This is a genomic window from Streptomyces sp. NPDC090741, assembly GCF_044769045.1.
GTDB lineage: Bacteria > Actinomycetota > Actinomycetes > Streptomycetales > Streptomycetaceae > Streptomyces.
Genome location: NZ_JBIVXF010000005.1, coordinates 178,666 through 195,504, shown reverse-complemented (window position 1 = coordinate 195,504; position 16,839 = coordinate 178,666). Strand labels below are relative to the sequence as shown.

At 70.3% G+C, this 16,839-nt stretch carries 25 protein-coding genes; 14 read left to right on the top strand and 11 right to left on the bottom strand.

Annotated elements, in window-relative coordinates:
- Positions 1–13 precede the first annotated feature (13 nt).
- From ACIQU4_RS15850 to ACIQU4_RS15840, 3 genes are all read left to right on the top strand, one after another.
- The gene (locus ACIQU4_RS15850) at positions 14–1,093 is read left to right on the top strand and encodes a Zn-dependent alcohol dehydrogenase (protein WP_053693365.1); all 1,080 of its coding nucleotides are present in this window, start codon (positions 14–16) and stop codon (positions 1,091–1,093) included.
- Positions 1,094–1,145: 52 nt separating this feature from the next.
- Positions 1,146–2,087, top strand: coding sequence for a 3-oxoacyl-ACP reductase (locus tag ACIQU4_RS15845; protein WP_403730202.1), 942 nt, complete (start codon positions 1,146–1,148; stop codon positions 2,085–2,087).
- Positions 2,088–2,163: 76 nt separating this feature from the next.
- Positions 2,164–3,369 (top strand): ROK family protein, encoded by a 1,206-nt coding sequence (locus tag ACIQU4_RS15840; RefSeq protein WP_403730199.1) that lies wholly within the window; start codon positions 2,164–2,166, stop codon positions 3,367–3,369.
- A 35-nt stretch (positions 3,370–3,404) separates the two neighbouring features.
- On the opposite strand, the gene ACIQU4_RS15835 is transcribed toward ACIQU4_RS15840, so the two are convergent.
- Entirely contained in the window at positions 3,405–4,469 is a 1,065-nt protein-coding gene (locus ACIQU4_RS15835) for a hypothetical protein (protein WP_403730196.1), read from the bottom strand.
- Between the two features lie 258 nt (positions 4,470–4,727).
- Here ACIQU4_RS15835 and ACIQU4_RS15830 point away from each other — a divergent pair, with 258 nt between their 5' ends.
- The 4 genes from ACIQU4_RS15830 to ACIQU4_RS15815 all read left to right on the top strand — a co-directional run bounded on the left by ACIQU4_RS15830 (position 4,728) and on the right by ACIQU4_RS15815 (position 8,522).
- Complete coding sequence (locus ACIQU4_RS15830) at positions 4,728–5,585, top strand: Nif3-like dinuclear metal center hexameric protein (protein WP_403730193.1); 858 nt, start codon at positions 4,728–4,730, stop codon at positions 5,583–5,585.
- Entirely contained in the window at positions 5,582–6,325 is a 744-nt protein-coding gene (locus ACIQU4_RS15825; RefSeq protein ID WP_403730930.1) for a zinc ribbon domain-containing protein, read from the top strand. Before ACIQU4_RS15830 ends, ACIQU4_RS15825 begins: the two co-directional genes overlap by 4 nt.
- Positions 6,325–7,656: a bifunctional RNase H/acid phosphatase gene (locus ACIQU4_RS15820; RefSeq protein WP_403730191.1), complete on the top strand. Its 1,332-nt coding sequence runs from the start codon at positions 6,325–6,327 to the stop codon at positions 7,654–7,656. The genes ACIQU4_RS15825 and ACIQU4_RS15820 overlap by 1 nt, the downstream gene beginning before the upstream one ends.
- Before the next feature lie 647 nt (positions 7,657–8,303).
- A complete protein-coding gene (locus ACIQU4_RS15815) occupies positions 8,304–8,522 on the top strand; it encodes a helix-turn-helix domain-containing protein (RefSeq protein ID WP_403730189.1) in 219 nt (72 codons plus the stop codon).
- 461 nt (positions 8,523–8,983) lie between these two features.
- Here ACIQU4_RS15815 and ACIQU4_RS15810 read toward each other — a convergent pair whose 3' ends face one another.
- A complete protein-coding gene (locus ACIQU4_RS15810) occupies positions 8,984–9,190 on the bottom strand; it encodes a hypothetical protein (RefSeq protein ID WP_403730186.1) in 207 nt (68 codons plus the stop codon).
- A gap of 108 nt (positions 9,191–9,298) precedes the next feature.
- On the opposite strand from ACIQU4_RS15810, the gene ACIQU4_RS15805 reads away from it, so the two are divergent.
- Both ACIQU4_RS15805 and ACIQU4_RS15800 read left to right on the top strand, forming a co-directional pair.
- Complete coding sequence (locus tag ACIQU4_RS15805; RefSeq protein WP_403730184.1) at positions 9,299–10,060, top strand: helix-turn-helix domain-containing protein; 762 nt, start codon at positions 9,299–9,301, stop codon at positions 10,058–10,060.
- 10 nt (positions 10,061–10,070) lie between these two features.
- A complete protein-coding gene (locus ACIQU4_RS15800; protein ID WP_403730181.1) occupies positions 10,071–10,235 on the top strand; it encodes a hypothetical protein in 165 nt (54 codons plus the stop codon).
- On the opposite strand, the gene ACIQU4_RS15795 is transcribed toward ACIQU4_RS15800, so the two are convergent.
- Positions 10,232–10,840, bottom strand: coding sequence for a hypothetical protein (locus tag ACIQU4_RS15795; RefSeq protein ID WP_403730178.1), 609 nt, complete (start codon positions 10,838–10,840; stop codon positions 10,232–10,234). The genes ACIQU4_RS15800 and ACIQU4_RS15795 overlap by 4 nt on opposite strands.
- Positions 10,841–10,943: 103 nt before the next feature.
- Here ACIQU4_RS15795 and ACIQU4_RS15790 point away from each other — a divergent pair, with 103 nt between their 5' ends.
- Together ACIQU4_RS15790 and ACIQU4_RS15785 are read left to right on the top strand one after the other, a co-directional pair.
- Positions 10,944–11,126, top strand: coding sequence for a hypothetical protein (locus ACIQU4_RS15790; protein WP_403730175.1), 183 nt, complete (start codon positions 10,944–10,946; stop codon positions 11,124–11,126).
- 9 nt (positions 11,127–11,135) lie between these two features.
- The gene (locus ACIQU4_RS15785; protein ID WP_403730172.1) at positions 11,136–11,390 is read left to right on the top strand and encodes a hypothetical protein; all 255 of its coding nucleotides are present in this window, start codon (positions 11,136–11,138) and stop codon (positions 11,388–11,390) included.
- Positions 11,391–11,545: 155 nt separating this feature from the next.
- Here the strand turns inward: ACIQU4_RS15785 and ACIQU4_RS15780 are convergent, their stop codons facing one another.
- Both ACIQU4_RS15780 and ACIQU4_RS15775 read right to left on the bottom strand, forming a co-directional pair.
- On the bottom strand, positions 11,546–11,851 hold the full coding sequence (locus ACIQU4_RS15780; protein WP_403730169.1) for a hypothetical protein: 306 nt from the start codon (positions 11,849–11,851) through the stop codon (positions 11,546–11,548).
- A gap of 46 nt (positions 11,852–11,897) precedes the next feature.
- Complete coding sequence (locus tag ACIQU4_RS15775; RefSeq protein WP_403730166.1) at positions 11,898–12,320, bottom strand: CopG family transcriptional regulator; 423 nt, start codon at positions 12,318–12,320, stop codon at positions 11,898–11,900.
- A gap of 90 nt (positions 12,321–12,410) precedes the next feature.
- Between ACIQU4_RS15775 and ACIQU4_RS15770 the strand changes: the two genes are divergently transcribed.
- From ACIQU4_RS15770 to ACIQU4_RS15760, 3 genes are all read left to right on the top strand, one after another.
- Entirely contained in the window at positions 12,411–12,746 is a 336-nt protein-coding gene (locus ACIQU4_RS15770) for a DUF6233 domain-containing protein (protein WP_403730161.1), read from the top strand.
- A 23-nt stretch (positions 12,747–12,769) separates the two neighbouring features.
- Complete coding sequence (locus tag ACIQU4_RS15765; protein ID WP_403730158.1) at positions 12,770–13,003, top strand: hypothetical protein; 234 nt, start codon at positions 12,770–12,772, stop codon at positions 13,001–13,003.
- 67 nt (positions 13,004–13,070) lie between these two features.
- On the top strand, positions 13,071–13,595 hold the full coding sequence (locus tag ACIQU4_RS15760) for a hypothetical protein (RefSeq protein WP_403730155.1): 525 nt from the start codon (positions 13,071–13,073) through the stop codon (positions 13,593–13,595).
- A gap of 211 nt (positions 13,596–13,806) precedes the next feature.
- Here the strand turns inward: ACIQU4_RS15760 and ACIQU4_RS15755 are convergent, their stop codons facing one another.
- The 6 genes from ACIQU4_RS15755 to ACIQU4_RS15730 all read right to left on the bottom strand — a co-directional run bounded on the left by ACIQU4_RS15755 (position 13,807) and on the right by ACIQU4_RS15730 (position 16,819).
- On the bottom strand, positions 13,807–14,034 hold the full coding sequence (locus ACIQU4_RS15755) for a hypothetical protein (protein ID WP_403730152.1): 228 nt from the start codon (positions 14,032–14,034) through the stop codon (positions 13,807–13,809).
- 37 nt (positions 14,035–14,071) lie between these two features.
- Positions 14,072–14,617 carry a hypothetical protein gene (locus tag ACIQU4_RS15750; protein WP_403730149.1) on the bottom strand — a complete coding sequence of 182 codons (546 nt, stop codon included), beginning with the start codon at positions 14,615–14,617 and terminating at the stop codon, positions 14,072–14,074.
- Between the two features lie 178 nt (positions 14,618–14,795).
- The gene (locus tag ACIQU4_RS15745; protein ID WP_403730147.1) at positions 14,796–15,104 is read right to left on the bottom strand and encodes a hypothetical protein; all 309 of its coding nucleotides are present in this window, start codon (positions 15,102–15,104) and stop codon (positions 14,796–14,798) included.
- Positions 15,101–15,727 carry a recombinase family protein gene (locus tag ACIQU4_RS15740; protein WP_403730144.1) on the bottom strand — a complete coding sequence of 209 codons (627 nt, stop codon included), beginning with the start codon at positions 15,725–15,727 and terminating at the stop codon, positions 15,101–15,103. The genes ACIQU4_RS15745 and ACIQU4_RS15740 overlap by 4 nt, the downstream gene beginning before the upstream one ends.
- Positions 15,728–16,167: 440 nt before the next feature.
- Positions 16,168–16,428 carry a DUF3307 domain-containing protein gene (locus ACIQU4_RS15735; RefSeq protein ID WP_403730141.1) on the bottom strand — a complete coding sequence of 87 codons (261 nt, stop codon included), beginning with the start codon at positions 16,426–16,428 and terminating at the stop codon, positions 16,168–16,170.
- A gap of 16 nt (positions 16,429–16,444) precedes the next feature.
- Positions 16,445–16,819 (bottom strand): hypothetical protein, encoded by a 375-nt coding sequence (locus tag ACIQU4_RS15730; RefSeq protein WP_403730138.1) that lies wholly within the window; start codon positions 16,817–16,819, stop codon positions 16,445–16,447.
- Positions 16,820–16,839 lie beyond the last annotated feature (20 nt).

The window sequence follows — 16,839 nt, the reverse complement described above, 5'->3', positions numbered from 1 at the left end:
AAGGAGCCGCACCGTGCGCGCAGCACTGCAGAGCGAGATAGGCCAGGACAAGCTCGAGGTCGTCGACGACATGGAGACCGCGGGCTTCGGCCCCGGCAAGGTCCGGATCCGCATCAAGGCCACCGGCCTGTGTCACTCGGACCTCTCCGCGATGAGCGGCGTGCTGCCGCAGCCCGCCCCCTTCATACCCGGCCACGAGGGATCGGGCGAGATCGTCGACGTCGGCGACGGGGTCACGACCCACGCCATCGGCGACCGGGTCCTCGTCTGCTGGCTGCCGCCGTGCGGACACTGCCCCGCCTGCAAGCGCGGCCAGGGCCACCTGTGCCTGGAGTCCTTCGCGAACGTGGCCACGCCCAACTTCCGCCGCGCGGGCGGCGGGGACATCTTCGGCTTCGCCGGCACCGGCACCTTCGCCGAGGAGATGGTCGTGCCCGCCGCGTGCGCCGTGCCGATCCCCGACGACCTGCCGTACGACATCGCCGCGCTGATCGGCTGCGGGGTGACCACGGGCCTCGGCGCCGCCATCAACACCGCCAAGGTGGAGGCCGGGTCCTCGGTCGCCGTCATCGGCTGCGGCGGCGTCGGCATCTCCGTCATCCAGGGCGCCAAGGTGCAGGGCGCGGCGCAGATCATCGCCGTGGACCCGGTGGCCTCCCGGCGCGAGGCGGCGCTCCGCTTCGGCGCCACCGAGGCCGTCGCACCGGAGGCCTTCGGCGACGCCAAGAACCGGATCACGGCCGGCGAGGGATTCGACTACGTCTTCGAGGTCGTCGGCAAGTCCGCCACCACGCACACCGCGTACGAGATGACCCGGCGCGGCGGCTCCGTCGTCGTGGTCGGCGCGGGCGCGCTCGACGACAACTACTCGGTCAACATGTTCTCGCTGTTCTTCGACGAGAAGAAGATCCTGCCGTCGATGTACGGGGGCGGGGACGTGCTCCGCTCGTACGAACGCACCATCGCGCTGTGGCGGGCGGGCCGGGTGGACCTGGCGGGCCTGATCACGCACCGGGTGCACCTCGGTGAGATCAACGACGCCCTCGACCAGATGCGTACGGGCGTGGCGCTGCGCACCTGCATCGAACTCTGAGCGTTCCGGCAGCATCCCGACAGATCCAAGAGCTCCGAGAGGAATCCGGTAGATGTCACTCCCACTTGAGGGACTGTCCGCCATCGTCACGGGCGCCGGCCGAGGGCTCGGCCGGGCCGAGGCGATCGAGCTCGCGCGGCTCGGCGCGAGCGTGGTCGTCAACGACTTCGGCCAGAGCGGACGGGACGGCTCCGGAGAGGCCTCGGCCGCCCCGGCGGAGGAGGTGGCCGAGGAGATCCGCGCCGCGGGCGGGCAGGCGGTGGCGCACCTCGGCGACGTGGCCGACTTCGAGCAGGCGCGCGAGCTGGTCGAGCTGGCCGTCACCAGCTTCGGGAAGCTCGACGTCCTGGTCAACAACGCGGGCATCCTGCGGGACCGGATGGTCTTCTCCATGTCGGAGGAGGAGTGGGACTCGGTGATCCGGGTCCACCTCAAGGGCCACTTCAACACCACCCACTTCGCCTCCGTGCACTGGCGCGAGCGGTCGAAGGCGGCGGGCGGACCGGTCTACGGCCGGATCGTCAACACCTCCTCCGAGGCCTTCCTCGGCGGCTCGGCCGGCCAGCCGAACTACGCGGCGGCCAAGGGCGGCATCGTGGGCCTGACCACCTCGACCGCCCTGGCCCTCGCCAAGTACGGGGTGACGGCCAACGCCATCTGCCCGCGCGCCCGGACCCGCATGACGGAGGACGTCTTCGCCGGCTTCCAGCTCCCGGAGGACGGAAAGCTCGACCCGCTGGCCCCCGAGCACGTCGCCCCGCTGGTCGGCTACCTGGCCTCACCGGCCTCGGCGAAGGCCAACGGGCAGCTGTTCGTCGTGCACGGCGGGATCGTCGTCGTGATGGAACGACCGAAGGTGGCCGCGAAGTTCGACACCGCGAAGGAGGCCTTCTCCTACGAGGAACTGGACGGACTGCTCACTGCGCACTACGACTCCCGCCCGGCCGGCGAGACCTTCGCCGCGGCGGAGGTCCTGGGCCTCAAGCACGACTAGGGGGGAACGCCACCACCCCTCGACGGCCCGGCAGATGTAGGCCGCCCCGTGGCCCCGGCTGGGCGAGAATGGGCGGATGACCAGCAGCGACGAGGGCGCCGAGCAGCCCTGGAACCCCCAGCGGCAGCGCAGCGCCAACGAGCGGCTGCTGTGGGAGCGGCTGCGCTCCGGCGGGGCCGCCTCGCGGGCGCAGCTCGCGCGGGAGACGGGGCTGTCCAAGCCCACCGTCTCCAGCGCGCTCGCCGCCCTCGAACAGGCCGGCCTGGTCCGGGAGGCCGGTACGCACGCCCCCGAGCGGGGCCGCACCGCCGTGCTCTACGCCCCCGATCCGACGGCCGGCTACGCCCTCGGGATCGACATCGGCCGCAGCTGGCTGCGGGTGGCGCTGGCCGACCTCGACGGCACCGTCGTGGCCCGCTGCGACGTCCGCAACCAGGCCCGCACCGCGAACACGATGGCCGACCTGGCGGTGTCCACCGCCCGCGGGCTCGTCGCCGACTCGGCCCTGGACCCGCGCAAGGTCACCCACGCCGTCGTCGGCACGCCCGGCGTCTACGACGAGGACAAGCGCCGGGTCCGGTACGCCCAGCAACTGCCCGGCTGGGGCCGCCCGGGGCTCTTCGACCGGATCCGCGACGGGCTCGGCCTGCCCGTCGCCGTCCAGAACGACGCCAATCTCGCCGCGCTCGGGGAGTACACGTACGGCGTCGGCGCGGACAGCCGGCTCTTCGTCTACGTCATGATCGGGACCGGTCTCGGCATGGGCATCGTCAACGAGGGCCGGCTGTTCACCGGGGCGCACGGCGGGGCCGGCGAGATCGGCTTCCTGCCCTGGGCGGCCCGCGGCGAACCGGATTCCGAAGCCCGCACCGCCGACACTGCCCACACCGCCGACAGCATGGAGGACGCGGTCTCGGCGGAGGCCGTGGTCCAGGCGGCCCGCGCCCACGGGATGACCGGGCCGCTCACCGCCAAGGACGTCTTCGACGCCGCCCGGGCGGGAGACCCGGCCGCCGCCCGGGCCGTCGAGCAGGAGGGCGAACGCCTCGCCCACACCGTCGCGGTCGTCTCCGCCGTACTCGACCCGGACCTCGTCGTGCTCGGCGGCGGAGTCGGCCACAACGCCGACCTGTTGCTGCGCACGGTCCGCCAGACGCTGCGCACCCTCACGCCGCTGCGGCCGAAGGTGGCGCCGAGCGGCCTGGGGGAGGACGCCGTGCTGCTGGGCGCGGTGGCCACGGCGCTCGACGCGGCCCGCGACCTGGCCTTCGAAGGCCGCTGACCCGGCGGCGGGCTCTGCCACGGCAGCAGCCGCTGCTACAGCGGCGCCTGCTGCAGCGGTACGGGCCGGGGCGCGGCCGCCGGCGGCGGGTCCAGCCGGACCGGCGGCGGCGGGGACACCGGCAGGGTGAGCCCCGTGATCCCGCAGGGGGTCTCGGGGGTCGCGTACGGGAGGTGCAGGCGGCCCTGCGGGCTCCACAGCCCGGTGCCGAGCCAGCCTTCGGGCGCGGCGAGCCGGAACACGTGCCGGTCGGCGGGCCGCCACAGGCCGATCCCACCGCCCTCCAGCCGCAGCGCGACCCCGCAGCTCTCCGGCATCAGGGCCTGGCCCGGCTGCACGGCGAACGGGGTCCCCGCCTCCCCGCGCAGGCACTCGGGGAAGCGCACCGGGAGCGAGCTGCCCAGCACCCCCCAGCCCAGGCGCGGTTCGCCCGGGGCGTCCGAGCGGATCAGCAGCAGCCCGCTGTCGGGGTCGGCCAGCAGCAGCCGGTCGTCGCTGCCCTCCGCGATCTGGAGCAGCGGGGAGACCTCGCCGCCCCGGCCCAGGTCCACCGCGACGGCCTTGGTGGTGCCGTCCAGCTCGCGGTCCAGCGCCAGCAACCGGCCCGCCCGGTCCAGCCAGACGCCGCCGGAGCAGCGGCCCGGGATCCGGGCGACCGGCCCGAAGGGGCCCCCGGCCACCTGCCAGACCGTGGTCCCGGCGGCCGACGCGGCCAGGGCGAAGGCGCCGCATCCGTCCGGGGACGGGGGCAGCAGGGACACCCGTACCCCTTCGTGCCCGGGCTCCACCGAGCCCAGCGGGAGCTCCCCGGTCCGCGGGCCGGCCGCGGCGCCGCCCGTCGGGTACAGCAGCGCGAAGGCGTGCCGCTGCGCGACCCGCCGGTGGATCAGCACCCGGCCGTCGGCCAGCGCCAGCACCTCGCTGTCGGCCTCCTCGGGCTGCGCGAGCGGCAGCGGCACCGCGTACGGTTCGGGCCCGGCCAGGGTCCAGCGCTCCGGGTACCGGGCGTCCCCGTTCCCGGCCAGCCGGGCCGCGTACGACCCGTCCGCGGCGATGGTGAACGGGGCCGTCGTCGTGATCTCGATGGCACAGACAGTCATCCGTGCGTCACCTCCGGGGAGGAAGCTAGTTTTCGCACTTCGGGCCGAACAACACGACCATCCGCGCTTCACACGTACGGGTGGCCGCCGGGCGGTTCTCCGCTGCCGGCGCGGGCGATTGTGCTGTGCGAAGGCGGCGCGTCCGGGGTGAGCGGGGTTCGACCCCGTAACGCCGCCCGGACGTCTACGACCGTCACCCCGTACGACCGCCACCCCGTCGGGACGGACCAGCTCCCGTACGGACGGTAGCCTTGGCCTGTGCCCCGTCTCTCCGAAGTCATCACCGCGCTGGACGCCCTCTGGCCCCCCTCGCGGGCCGAGCAGTGGGACGCCGTCGGAACCGTATGCGGCGATCCCGACGCCGAGGTCTCCCGCGTCCTGTTCGCCGTCGACCCCGTGCAGGAGATCGTCGACGAGGCAGTGAAGCTGGGCGCCGACCTGGTCGTCACCCACCACCCCCTCTACCTGCGCGGCACCACCACCGTCGAGGCCGGCACCTTCAAGGGCCGCGTCGTGCACACGCTGATCAAGAACGACATCGCGCTGCACGTCGCCCACACCAACGCGGACAGCGCCGACCCCGGGGTCTCCGACGCCCTCGCCGGCGCCCTCGACCTGCGGATCACCGGCCCGCTGGTCCCCGATCCCACCGACCCCGAGGGCCGCCGCGGCCTCGGCCGGATCTGCGAGCTGGACCACCCCGAGACCCTGCGCGCGTTCGCCGCCCGCGCCGCCGCCCGGCTGCCGCAGACCGCCCAGGGCATCCGCGTCGCCGGCGACCCCGACCTGCTCGTCCGTACCGTCGCCGTCAGCGGCGGCTCGGGCGACAGCCTCTTCGAACAGGTCCGGGCCGCCGGCGTGGACGTGTTCCTCACCGCCGACCTGCGCCACCACCCCGTGTCCGAGGCCCGCGAGCAGAGCCGGCTCGCCCTCGTCGACGCCGCGCACTGGGCCACCGAGTGGCCCTGGTGCGAGCAGGCCGCCGCGCAGCTCGACGCGATCTCCGAGCGCCACGGCTGGGGTCTGCGCACCCACGTCTCGCGCACGGTCACCGACCCGTGGACGGTGCACGCGCCGTCCGTCACACCCCCTTCTATCTCTGGAGCCCCCAACTGAACGCCGAGCCCGCCGACCAGATCCGACTTCTCGACGTCCAGGCCCTGGACGTCCGGCTGTCTCAGCTCGCCCACAAGCGCAAGTCGCTGCCGGAGCACACCGAGGTCGAGTCCCTGACCAAGGACCTGACGCAGCAGCGCGACCTGCTCGTGGCGGCCCAGACGCAGGCGAGCGACGCCGCCCGCGAGCAGACCAAGGCGGAGCAGGACGTCGACCAGGTGCGCCAGCGCGCGGCCCGCGACCAGCAGCGGCTCGACTCCGGCGCGGGCATCTCCGCCCGCGACCTGGCGAACCTGCAGAGCGAGGTCGTCTCCCTCGCCAAGCGCCAGGCCGACCTGGAGGACGTGGTCCTGGAGGTCATGGAGCGCCTGGAGGGCGCGCAGGAGCGGGTCACCGAGCTGACCGATCGGGTCGCCGCCCTCGAAGCGAAGCTGACGGACGCCACCGCCCGCCGCGACGCGGCCACCGGCGAGCTCGACGCCGAGGCCGCGAAGGCCACCAAGGACCGCCAGGTCATCGTCGCCTCGATGCCGGCCGACCTGATGGCTCTGTACGAGAAGATCCGCGTCAAGCAGGGCGGCGTCGGCGCCGCCCGCCTGTACCAGCGCCGCTGCGAGGGCTGCCGCCTGGAGCTCGACATGGCCGAGGTCAACGAGATCAAGGCCGCGGCCCGCGACCAGGTCGTGCGTCACGAGAACTGCGGCCGCATCCTGGTCCGTACGGCCGACTCGGGCATCTGATGCGGAGGCTTGCCCGGTTCGTCGTGGAGGCGGACGGCGGCTCCCGGGGCAACCCGGGGCCCGCCGGCTACGGCGCGGTCGTCCTCGACCCGGCGACGGGCGAGACGCTGGCCGAGCGCGCGGAGTACATCGGCGTCGCGACGAACAACGTGGCCGAGTACAAGGGCCTGATCGCCGGCCTCAAGGCGGCCCGCGAGCTGTCCCCGGACGCCGTGGTGCAGGTCCGCATGGACTCCAAGCTGGTCGTCGAGCAGATGTCGGGCCGCTGGAAGATCAAGCACCCCGACATGAAGCCCCTCGCGGCGGAGGCGGCGAAGATCCTGCCGCGCGCGCAGGTGACGTACGAGTGGATCCCGCGCGAGCGGAACAAGCACGCGGACCGGCTCGCCAACGAGGCGATGGACGCGGGCAAGCGCGGCGGGCAGTGGGAGCCTTCGGCCTCTTCGGCGGCCCTGGACGCCTCGGCGGCCCGCGCCCTGGCGACCCCGCCGGCCGGCCCTCCGGGGGATGCCGCGAAGGGGGCCGCGGCCGTACGGGCAGCCCTCGCCACGGCTTCCGGTACGTCGGCCACCGCACCGGCACGCGAGGAGGCGGGGGCCGACACCCTGTTCGCGGAGCAAAGCCCCACCGCATCGGGACACGTCCCCGCCCCGGCGCCGGGCCCGGCCCGGGCCCCGTCCGCCACGCCGGGCTGGGGCCCCGACATGGGGACCCCGGCGACCTTCGTCCTGCTGCGTCACGGGGAGACGGCCCTCACCCCGCAGAAGCGCTTCTCCGGCAGCGGCGGCACCGACCCGGAGCTGTCCCCGGCCGGCCGCCGCCAGGCATCGGCGGTGGCCGAGGCCCTGGCCGCGCGCGGCACCGTCCAGACGATCGTCAGCTCCCCGCTGCGCCGCTGCCGGGAGACCGCGCAGGCCGTCGCGGACCGGCTCGGCCTCACGGTCACCGTCGAGGAGGGCCTGCGCGAGGTGGACTTCGGCGCCTGGGAGGGCCTGACCTTCGCCGAGGTGCGCGAGCGCTTCCCGGACGACCTCCAGGCCTGGCTGGACTCCCCGAAGGCGGCCCCGACGGGCGGCGGCGAGAGCTTCACGGCCGCCACCCGCCGCATCTCGGCGACCCGGGACCGGCTGCTGGCCGCGCACGCGGGCCGCACGGTGCTGCTGGTCACGCACGTGACCCCGGTCAAGATCCTGGTCCGGCTCGCGCTGGGGGCCCCGCCGGAGGCGCTGTTCAAGATGGAGCTCTCCGCGGCCTCCCTCTCGGCGGTGGCCTACTACGCCGACGGCAACGCCTCGGTGCGCCTGCTGAACGACACCTCGCACCTGCGCTAGCGGGCCGGTTCGAGGACGTACGGCGAGGACGTACGGCGAGGACGGCGAAGGGCCCGCCCCCTGACGGGGACGGGCCCTTCGGCTTCGTCGGGTGCAGAACAACCGGAGCTGTACGCCGGGTTCTGTCGCCCGGTGGTCCGCCGCCTGCAGTTTCTTTGTCAGGGGTCGCTGTGGAGGCCATGACCTGCTGATATTGAGTCTCATTGAATTGGATTGAGTGAGACTGACTGAGGCATCTGGGTCTCCCCGAGCACCCCCCACTCCCCACGCTCCCCCCAGCGACTCCCCAGGGGTGGGCGCTCAGTCTGCGGTTTCGCACTCACCCGAGGCGCTCCTCGCCCGCCGGCGATCTGCCTCCAGCTCTAGAACGCACTCGCGGCATGCCCGCACCACTACGTCAGGTGCGCCACGCGGGTGCAGCACTTCGATCTGCGCTGTCTGGACCTCTCCTAGCAGGGGGTGACGAAAGCAGACGCCAGGCGCCCAGCTGTACGGCCCCAAGAAGTCCGCCTCGGTCATTCCACTCTCCCCGCCTCATTTCGCCGCGCCAAGTAAGGGCGGCGCCTATCGGTCGACTGGCGACCAAGATCACAAAAAGCCCCAGCCCTGGGGCTGACTTATGATCATGAAACCCGCAGCGTTTGTGGGTGCACGACGATCAGCAGGAGGCGCTCAGATGGCTCGGCCTTAGAATCCAGGACGCCCGGCGCGCGGCTCGACTGACGCAAGAACAGGTGTACCTGCAGGCCGACATTCCAAGGAATACGTACCAACGCATTGAGTACGGCCAGACAGACCCACGGTTCAGCCACCTCGTCCGCATCGCTCGTATCGTGCGCGTCCCAGTGCGGGACCTGATGCCCTGATGCCACGCTCATTGCATAGGTGACCTTTCGGCCACTCCCTGCGATTGCCCCAGTCTGCCTGCCCCATGCACTGGTCGCCAGAGGGTTCACAGATATATGCACATGCATCACGGTGCCGACCTGCGAATTCGCCACTAACGGTCAGGCTCTACCCAACACTTGACTAATGTCTGATCGAACAAGCGTCTGAAACTTTGTTGAAGCGAACACAATCCTACCGGCCGGTACATGGCTGGCACCCGCCCCTCCCGTAGCCGCCGCAGCAGGAGGGGCGGGAGCTTATGGGCGACGCCGGGCGTACCGGGCCGTCATAGCCGGGACGCTCCGCCGCGGGACGCAGTCCGGGTCGCCGACCTTGTGCGAGTAGTCGTTCGGCCGGGCGCCGCTCGCACTGTGCCGCGTGATCGTGTTCGCCTCGCCGGTGATCGGCTGGTCACAGACGCAGCAGATCCGGCCGGCGGTCACGACGCCTCCCCGTGCTGGGGGCAGGCGCGGGGGAACCAGCGGACCGGGGCGCCTGCACGGTTGACGTGCCGCTCGCCGAGATCTACCGCGGTCGCGTTGTCCAGGTGGATCCCGCAGTACACGCAGGCGGCCCCGCGGACCTGCTGCTCCGACAGGTCGGCGACCGGAGGGAGTGGGGGGAAGAGGGGTGGCGGCTTGCTCATGCCTGCACTCTGCCCGGCCACTTGGGACGTTTCTACCGTCCCCGACGGGACACCTGGGACGCTCTGGCGGTAGCGTCCCAGGGACACCCAGACGGCCCAGGGGGGATCGTGAATCAGGCGCTCAGAGACGCGCTGGCGGAGGCTGGCATGACCGCCACTTCGCTGGCCCGTAGAGTCGATGTGGCCGTGAAGACGGTCGAGCGGTGGCTGGCCGATGCCGGTCGGGCGCCGCATCCCGATACTCGGATGAGGGTGGCTGAGGTGCTGGGCGTGAGTGCGGAATCGCTGTGGCCGCAGGCGGTGAAGTCGGCGATCAAGCTGGGGCATGATCGGGAGATTGTCGCCACGTACCCGTTCCGCAACCTGTGCCCGACCAGTGTGTGGGCGGGCCTGCTCGACGGGGCGCGCAAGCGGATCACGATGGCCGGCTACACCAGCTACTTCCTGTGGCAGGACCACCCGCGGATCGCCGACCGGCTGAAAGCGAAGGCCGCGGCCGGCTGCGAGATCCGCTTCCTCCTCGGGGATCCCGACGCAGAGATGACCCGGCAGCGGGAAGAGCTGGAGGGTGTCCCGCTGACGGTGTCCACCCGGATCCAGATCACGCTGGACCAACTCGCGAAGATGGGTCCGACTCCCGGCGTTGAGGCCCGTTTCAGCGATTCACCCGCGCACCTGTCCCAGTCGGTGTTCGTCTTCGACGATCAGCTGCTGTACACGCCGCACATCGGCGACGGTCTCGGGCATGAGTCGCCTCTGTTCCATCTGCGCCGGCTCGAGGACGACGGCCTGTACGACCGGTTCGCCCAGCACGTGGACGTGCTTTGGGGCCGCGGCCGGCCGGTACCGATTGTGGGCGGCGGCTCGTAAGATCGGACACATGTCCCCCACTCCTGCCGGCCCTGGCCCGGTGCGTCCGCTCGCGGAGATCAACGCGGAGATTCGGGCGTTGGTTGCCGCGGGCGGGGCGGACACGGCGCGGTATGCCGAGCTGCTCGAGGAGTGGGCTGCGGCGATGCGGGCCGCTGTCACACCTGCTGCCTAGGCGGCCTGGGCGTACAGGCGGCGGGACATTTCGGCGAAGAACCGCTCGCCTTCGCCGACGTTGCTGATCCCCGCGTCGATCATGTCGCCGATGAGGCTGACGAACTGGTGCGGGGTCATGGCGTTGATGTGGGAGATGAGGGCCGCGTCGGCGCGGTAGCCGTCGATGTGCTTCTCCCAGGAGCAGAGGGCGGAGAACGCGGTGCGGAAGATGGCCTCGCGCTCGGCATTCAGGGAGCCGCAGTAGTTGTTGGCGTCGGCGATGGCCTGCATGACGTCGCGGTGGCCGTCAGCGGTCCAGCGCTTGGCAAAGCGGCGGGTGCGGGCGCCGATGTGGAGGTAGGCGCGCATCTCGCGGGCGAAGATCTGGCCCTTGGTGGAGCGGGCGGTCAGCTTGGCGACGCGCTCGGCCTTGGCCTCCGCGGAAGCAAGTGCGTCGGCTGCTTCCTGGGCGGTGGTGCCCGTGGCGTTCTTCTCGCCACGGGTGGCGGTCCAGCGGAGGTCGGGGCGGACGCGGAGGGTCAGGTCGCCAGCGGTCCAGCTGAACAGGCCGGAGGAGATGGCCGTCTCGGTGGTGCCGTTGTAGGTGACCGTGGTGAGTTCCATTGCCGTCTCCCCGTTTCCGCAGATCCTAGGTGGTTAACCACCTCGATGGCCTAACTATGGCACGCCCTGGACAGGTGGTCAACCACCCTGAGAGAATCGACCCATGGCCAACCAACACAAAGAAAAGCTGCGCGGACTGCGTGGCGTAGACGACGAGCTATGGCAGGACTTCGCGGCAGCAGCCGGCCGAGCCGACTCGGACCGCTCGGCAGAACTGCGGCGGTTCATCGAGTGGTACGTCGGCCGTCCAGGTGTCGAGCAGCCCACCAAGCCGCCCGCCGCCTAGGATCCGGGCGTGGTAGACGAACAGGTAGACGAAGCGGCGGCGCGGCAGCGACTAGTCGAGCTGAAGCTGGCCAGCGAGAAAGCGCGTATCGAAGCGCAGCAGGGCCCGTACTCAGCGGAGCGGTGGCGGCCATGGCTGGAGGCGGCGAATGCTTTCCATAACGCGGTCACGGAGCATGCGGCGAAGTACGGCCTGGAGAACCGGCTCAAGCTCGAGAAAGACGTCGTGACGAAGGCCCTGCATCCGGCACCGCCCGAGGCCTGACGTGCCGCCGCCCCGCCGGGCGCTGTCCCCCTGTGGGGGTCCGGTGGGGCGGGATCGTGCAGCTGCAGCCCGCAGCATCCCCGCAAGTCAGGAGCAATGCTCGCGGTTGATGTGTCCACGGTAGACCCGGCCACTGACAACGGCGATGTGCGCGCTCAGCCAGTCAACCGGGTCAGGTCGAGCAGCGTGTAGCCCTGCCTCTGCAGGCGGCGCTGGAGATGCTCCAAGTCTGCCGGGTGGTCAACATCCGCCGTGCTTTCTACCGTGGTCGTCCGCACTTCGCCGCGCGGGGTGCGGACGCGCGCCTCGTAGACGTAGACGACCTCCTCGCCCTCGTCTTCGTCGCCCTCGGCTGCCTTGTAGTCCTGGCAGCAGGGGCCGACGCATGTGGGGATGCAGTAGCCCCCGCTGCACTCGGGCTCGAATCCGGGGGAAGCCAAGTCCTCGTCGGTGTAGCACATCAGCCTTCGGTCCCCTTCGTTACGGTCTCCACGGTGGAGAGTCAGGTCAGAGCTCGATCTCGTTGACGGTTTCCTGGAGGTCGCCGAGGATGCCGCGGATGTCGCTGTCGGAGGGGCTGTCGCCGATCATGTCGGTGATTTCGTCGCGGGTGGCGATGCGCCAGTGGCCTGCTACGTAGGCGCCAGCCCAAACGTCGATCTGAGCGGGGCCATCCTCGACGTTCACGTACAGGACGGGCTGTTCGCTGCCGGAGCTGAGGAGTCGGCGGATGTCGGAGACGGTGATTCGCAGGCGCACGGCGGTTTCCTCTCGTTGGATGGCGTCGGCGACGGCCTGGCGAATCCAGGCGGCGCGGGTGATGCCTGCCTCGCGGGCCAGGTCGTCGACCTGGGCGAGCTGGTCGGCAGGGAAGTTGATTGGGACTTTCGGTCCGATGGCGGGCCTGCCGCCCTTGTCGGGGTCGTCCACTGGAACTCCTTCCGGGTTTTGGATACCCAGAACATACTCCTGACAGGGGGTTATGGATACCCAAAACTCGGAAGTCATAGAATCGAACTTGTGTCCGATCCGCAGCCTTCCCGCCTCGACCTCCTCCGCTTCCTGGAGCGGGTGCAGGTCGGCGACCTGGAGCGGACCCGCAGCTGGATCGCCGCCGAGGAGCAGCGCCTGGCCGCCGAAGCCGCCCGCCGGCCGCCCGCCCCGCCGCCGGACTGGCTGATCGAGCACGGCATCGGTGTCGGCGCCCACCCTGTCCGCGTCCACGTCGGGCACTGCTGGGACACCCGATCCCGCTGCCACCCCGCCACCCGGGACACCGCCCGGCGCGCGCTCGCCGACGGGGTTGAGGCGTGCACGCACTGCCGGCCCGACACGGCGCTCGGCGTGCTGGACTGACCGGCCCGTCGCACGCTGGACGTATGGAGCATGCGCCGATCCTCGTACATCGGATCAGCCCGTCGGGTGGCCGGCGGGTCGTGATTCGAGTGCACGGCGTCGACACCGTCCTCGGCATCGCCTACAGCGACCGGGACCTGATCGAGTTCCTGCGGCGGATCGAAGTACCCGACCCGGAGGAGCTGGTCCTCGCCGACTCCGAGGTCATCGCCTGGCAGGGCGGGAAGCCGCACATGTACGAGGAGGGCGGGCAGTAGAACGCCCGCCGCTGGTCCGCCCCGGCGCCGGTACGGCAGGATGACGCCTATGACTGAGGGGTGGGGGATGGCCGCCGCGGCGGCCGTCGCGTTGATCGGCGCGTTCAGCGGCCTGTTCATAGGTCGTTCGCAGCTGCGGGATCAAGCGCAAGTCGAGCATGGCCAGTGGCTTCGAGGGCAGCGGCAGGAGGCGTTCGTCGCGCTGATCGCCGCATGGGACGAAGTGATCTCCCGACTGGAGGAGCGCGTGCTCAGCGACGAGAGCCTTAGGGCAATCAACGACACGGACTCTTGGGACGAAGCGTTCAACGCCTGCGTCGAGCGCGTGACCGAGCACCGTCGCCCGTTTCGCAAAGCTGCCGAACGGGTGCAAATGCTGGGGCCCGAGTCGGTTGATCAGGCCGTCAGCTCGATGCTCGCCACCGTCGAAAAGCTGGCGGCCGGCCTCGGTGCCCAGTACGTCGGGCCTCCAGAGGATGACCCACGTCATATGTACATCAGCGCACGGAGTGAGGTAGACGCCTCTCGGGCAGCGTTCCTTGACGCGGCCAGAAGCGCACTCCATCAGACCCCGGACACGAAGCGGCCCTGAACGCAAAGAGCCCCCACCCGAAGGCGGGGGCTGAGGCGTCGCCCGGCTTAAGCCGACATGCCGGGTGCCACGGTTTCCCGGTGGCAGACGAGCATCCGCGGTCCTGGCGGGCTGTGAGCTTCCACTCCTCGCTTACGCCACTTACCTAGTGGGAGACCAGGACCAAGTCCAGTGTGGCACGGGGCGCCGACAGCGCGCAGGGGATCAGGCGCTAGCGGGGACTCCGAGCCAGCTGGAAGCTGATGAGAAATACCCAGGCGTAGACGGCCGGTGCCCATTGCAAAGGCGTGCTGTCCCGCGCGACGCCGATAGCCCAGAGAGCGACTGACGCGATGCCGCCCACCACCAGCAGCGGAACCGTCGCGCGACGGATCAGCAGCCAGACCCTCTCGTTGAACCGCCAGTAGGCGCGGGCAGCGCGAACAATCGAAGACGCCACGTCTCCTCCTTCGGGTGGCTCCAGTGTGACAGGGCGGTCAGGCTCCGAACACGGCTTCCAGGGTGCGGGCCATCGCCACGTCGTAGCCCTCCGGCACCCCCGCGGGCCGGACCGGATCGACCCACTTGCCGATCCCGAAGTACGCCTCAATGTGACTGACGGGCGCCCCGTCATACAGTGCCGCCGCGATCGCCGCCTGGCGCAGCGAATGCACCCCAGCATCGACACCCGCACGCACAGCGGCCCACCGGACCAGGTCATGCAGCGTGCTTGTCTCCTGCAGGCCGAGGAACAGCGGCTCGTCCGGATCTGCATCCTGCGTGGTCAGGTAGGCGTCGATGGCGCGGGCGGCCGAGGGCGCGATACAGACCTGACGCAGGCCGCCCCATCGCCGGCCGAGCCAGATCCGGGCGGCCCCGCCAGACTCGTAGTCGCTGACCACGGCCTCACCTACTTCGCGCGGCCGGGCCCCACCGAGCAGCATCAACGACGTGGCCGCGTACAGCAGCAGGTCCCGACAGGTTTCCGCCCGCAATACGCGAGCCTCATCGACGGACAGGGCGGGGCGGTCGAGCAGCGGCATGGGTTCTCCTCCAGCGGCGGGGCACCAGTGTGGCAGGGCGGTCAGGCGGGGACGTGGTCTCGGCGCCTAGTCGGACACCACCACAGGTGCTTACCCGCCTGCTTGCAGTGTGCGCATTTCTCGTCGGCTTCCATCTCGCCTCCCTTCGTCATCTCACGGACCAGCGCATAACGACTGCCTATTCGCTAGGCAGGAAGACGTCGACCACCCAGTTCGGCTCACGCCCGTCTAGCTCGCCCCAGCCGGCGCCTTGACGTTCGAGGACGTCCACCGCCTTCTGCGCGATGATCCTGGCCTCGTTCCACTGGTCGTACTTGTCCTGGCTGGTGAACTTGGCGACGCCAGTGATGCGGACCGAGTCCTCCTCCGGGCCGGGCTCAATGGTGAAGCCACTTGCCTTGAACCCCCGCGCCTCGTCAGCAGCCAGCGGGGTCAGGCCGACATTGCGAAGGATTGAGACGGCGCGGTCTACGGCAGTGCTGGTCACTGGTCCTCCTGGGGATTGAGCCGGTCGGTGATGGCGGCGTCGTGGGCGCTCAACGCTTGCGAGATGGCTCCGACACTGGGGTTTCTGCCTTTGTTCTTTCCTTCGGTGATGCGGAGGTGAGGCTGGATCTGTCGGATCGTGAATCCCTTGTCCCGCAGGGCGACGGCCTGGATCACGAGAGGCTCCGTCATCACGGGTCGCCGTCCGCCGACTCGACCTCGGGCCTTGGCTGCGGCAAGCCCGTCCTTCGTCTTCCTCACGATGTCGCGGCGGCGGTCCTCGGCGAGGGCGAGCGCTAGATCGAGGATCAGGGACCTCTCCCTGTGCTCGCCGGCCGCGATGCCCTCGAGCACCTTGACGGCGATACCACGCTCGAAGAGATCGTTCAGGACGATGAGCCCTTCGAGGAGGTTGCGGCCGAGCCGGTCGACTTCCTGCACGCAGAGCATGTCGCCATCACGGATGTACTCAAGGGCGGCCACAAGTGCAGGCCGCTCCTCGGTCATGAGCTTGCCGCTGACCTTCTCCTCGAAGACCTTGAGGCAGATCGGATCCAGAGCGTCGTGCTGGCGTTCGGTGTTCTGCTTGTCGAGGCTGACCCGGACGAGTCCGATCAGGGCCATCCACCCCTCCTTTGATCATCAAACGGTGCCGATTAGTTCTTGAACAGTAGCACTTTGATGAACTGATTGATGAACAAACGGCGGTATCCATCGCTGAGTTCGGGGCTCATCCGGTTCAGATTCACGTGGCGACCGATTGATGAACGCCCCGAACGCAAAGAGGCCCCCACCGCGCAGGCGGCAGGGGCGAACATCCGTATGGCATCTTATCGAGGTCACGCCTCCCCAAGTCCGCCTCGGTCTGAGGCGGTTATCGCGAGTGCTGGTCTGCGGGCATGACGAAAGCCCCCTCCCGAAGGAGGGGGCGGGACGGACTCCTAGAGGTAGCGGACGGCGGCGACGTTGATGACGAGGTGGATCGTGTTGTCCGCGATGATCAGCAGCCAGACCGCCAGCCACGGCGGTACGTCCTCGGGATAGCCGGTCGCCGAGCACTCCGATCATGGACGCCAGTGACTGCGTGGGGCCATGAAGTTCTTGGCCCACACCACATGCCGGGCGAGTCGATAGTGGTCGATGACCGCGTGCGTGCCGACGATGACCGTCAATGCGGCCGGCGACTGGGTGACGAGCAGGAACGGTAGGCCGTAGGTGAGCGCGTGCGCCCACGCTGGCCACCATCGCTTCGTCTTCTCGTTCGCCATCCAGTGGGACTGGAGTAGGTAGTCGCCCGCGAGATGGGCGAGCAGGATGCCGATCACGATCGCACTCCAGTTCTCACACGTCGCTGCGCTCGAGGACGCGAGCCGCGCGGGCGGACATCGGCCGTGACGCCGGCGGCTCACCGCCGGACTTGCGGATGTAGGCGACGAGATCCCGGATGCGGACCAGGGCCCAAGCGATGGCTTCATCGTTCTCGGCGAGCCGCTCCTGCTGGACTGCAGCCTTCGTCTCGCCCTGCTCGACGCGCCGCTCGAGACGCTCGATGGCCCTGCCCTGCTGCTCGACGACGACGGCCTGCTGCTCACTGACGGCGGTGAAATCGTCCCTGCGCTCCTGCTTGGGGGTGCGGCGTGCTGACCGTACAGCCCACACACCGCTCACGCCGGTCACCGCCGACACGCCTATCGAGGCCCACGTCTCAGCATTCATACGGAGGCTCCGCTCGCTTC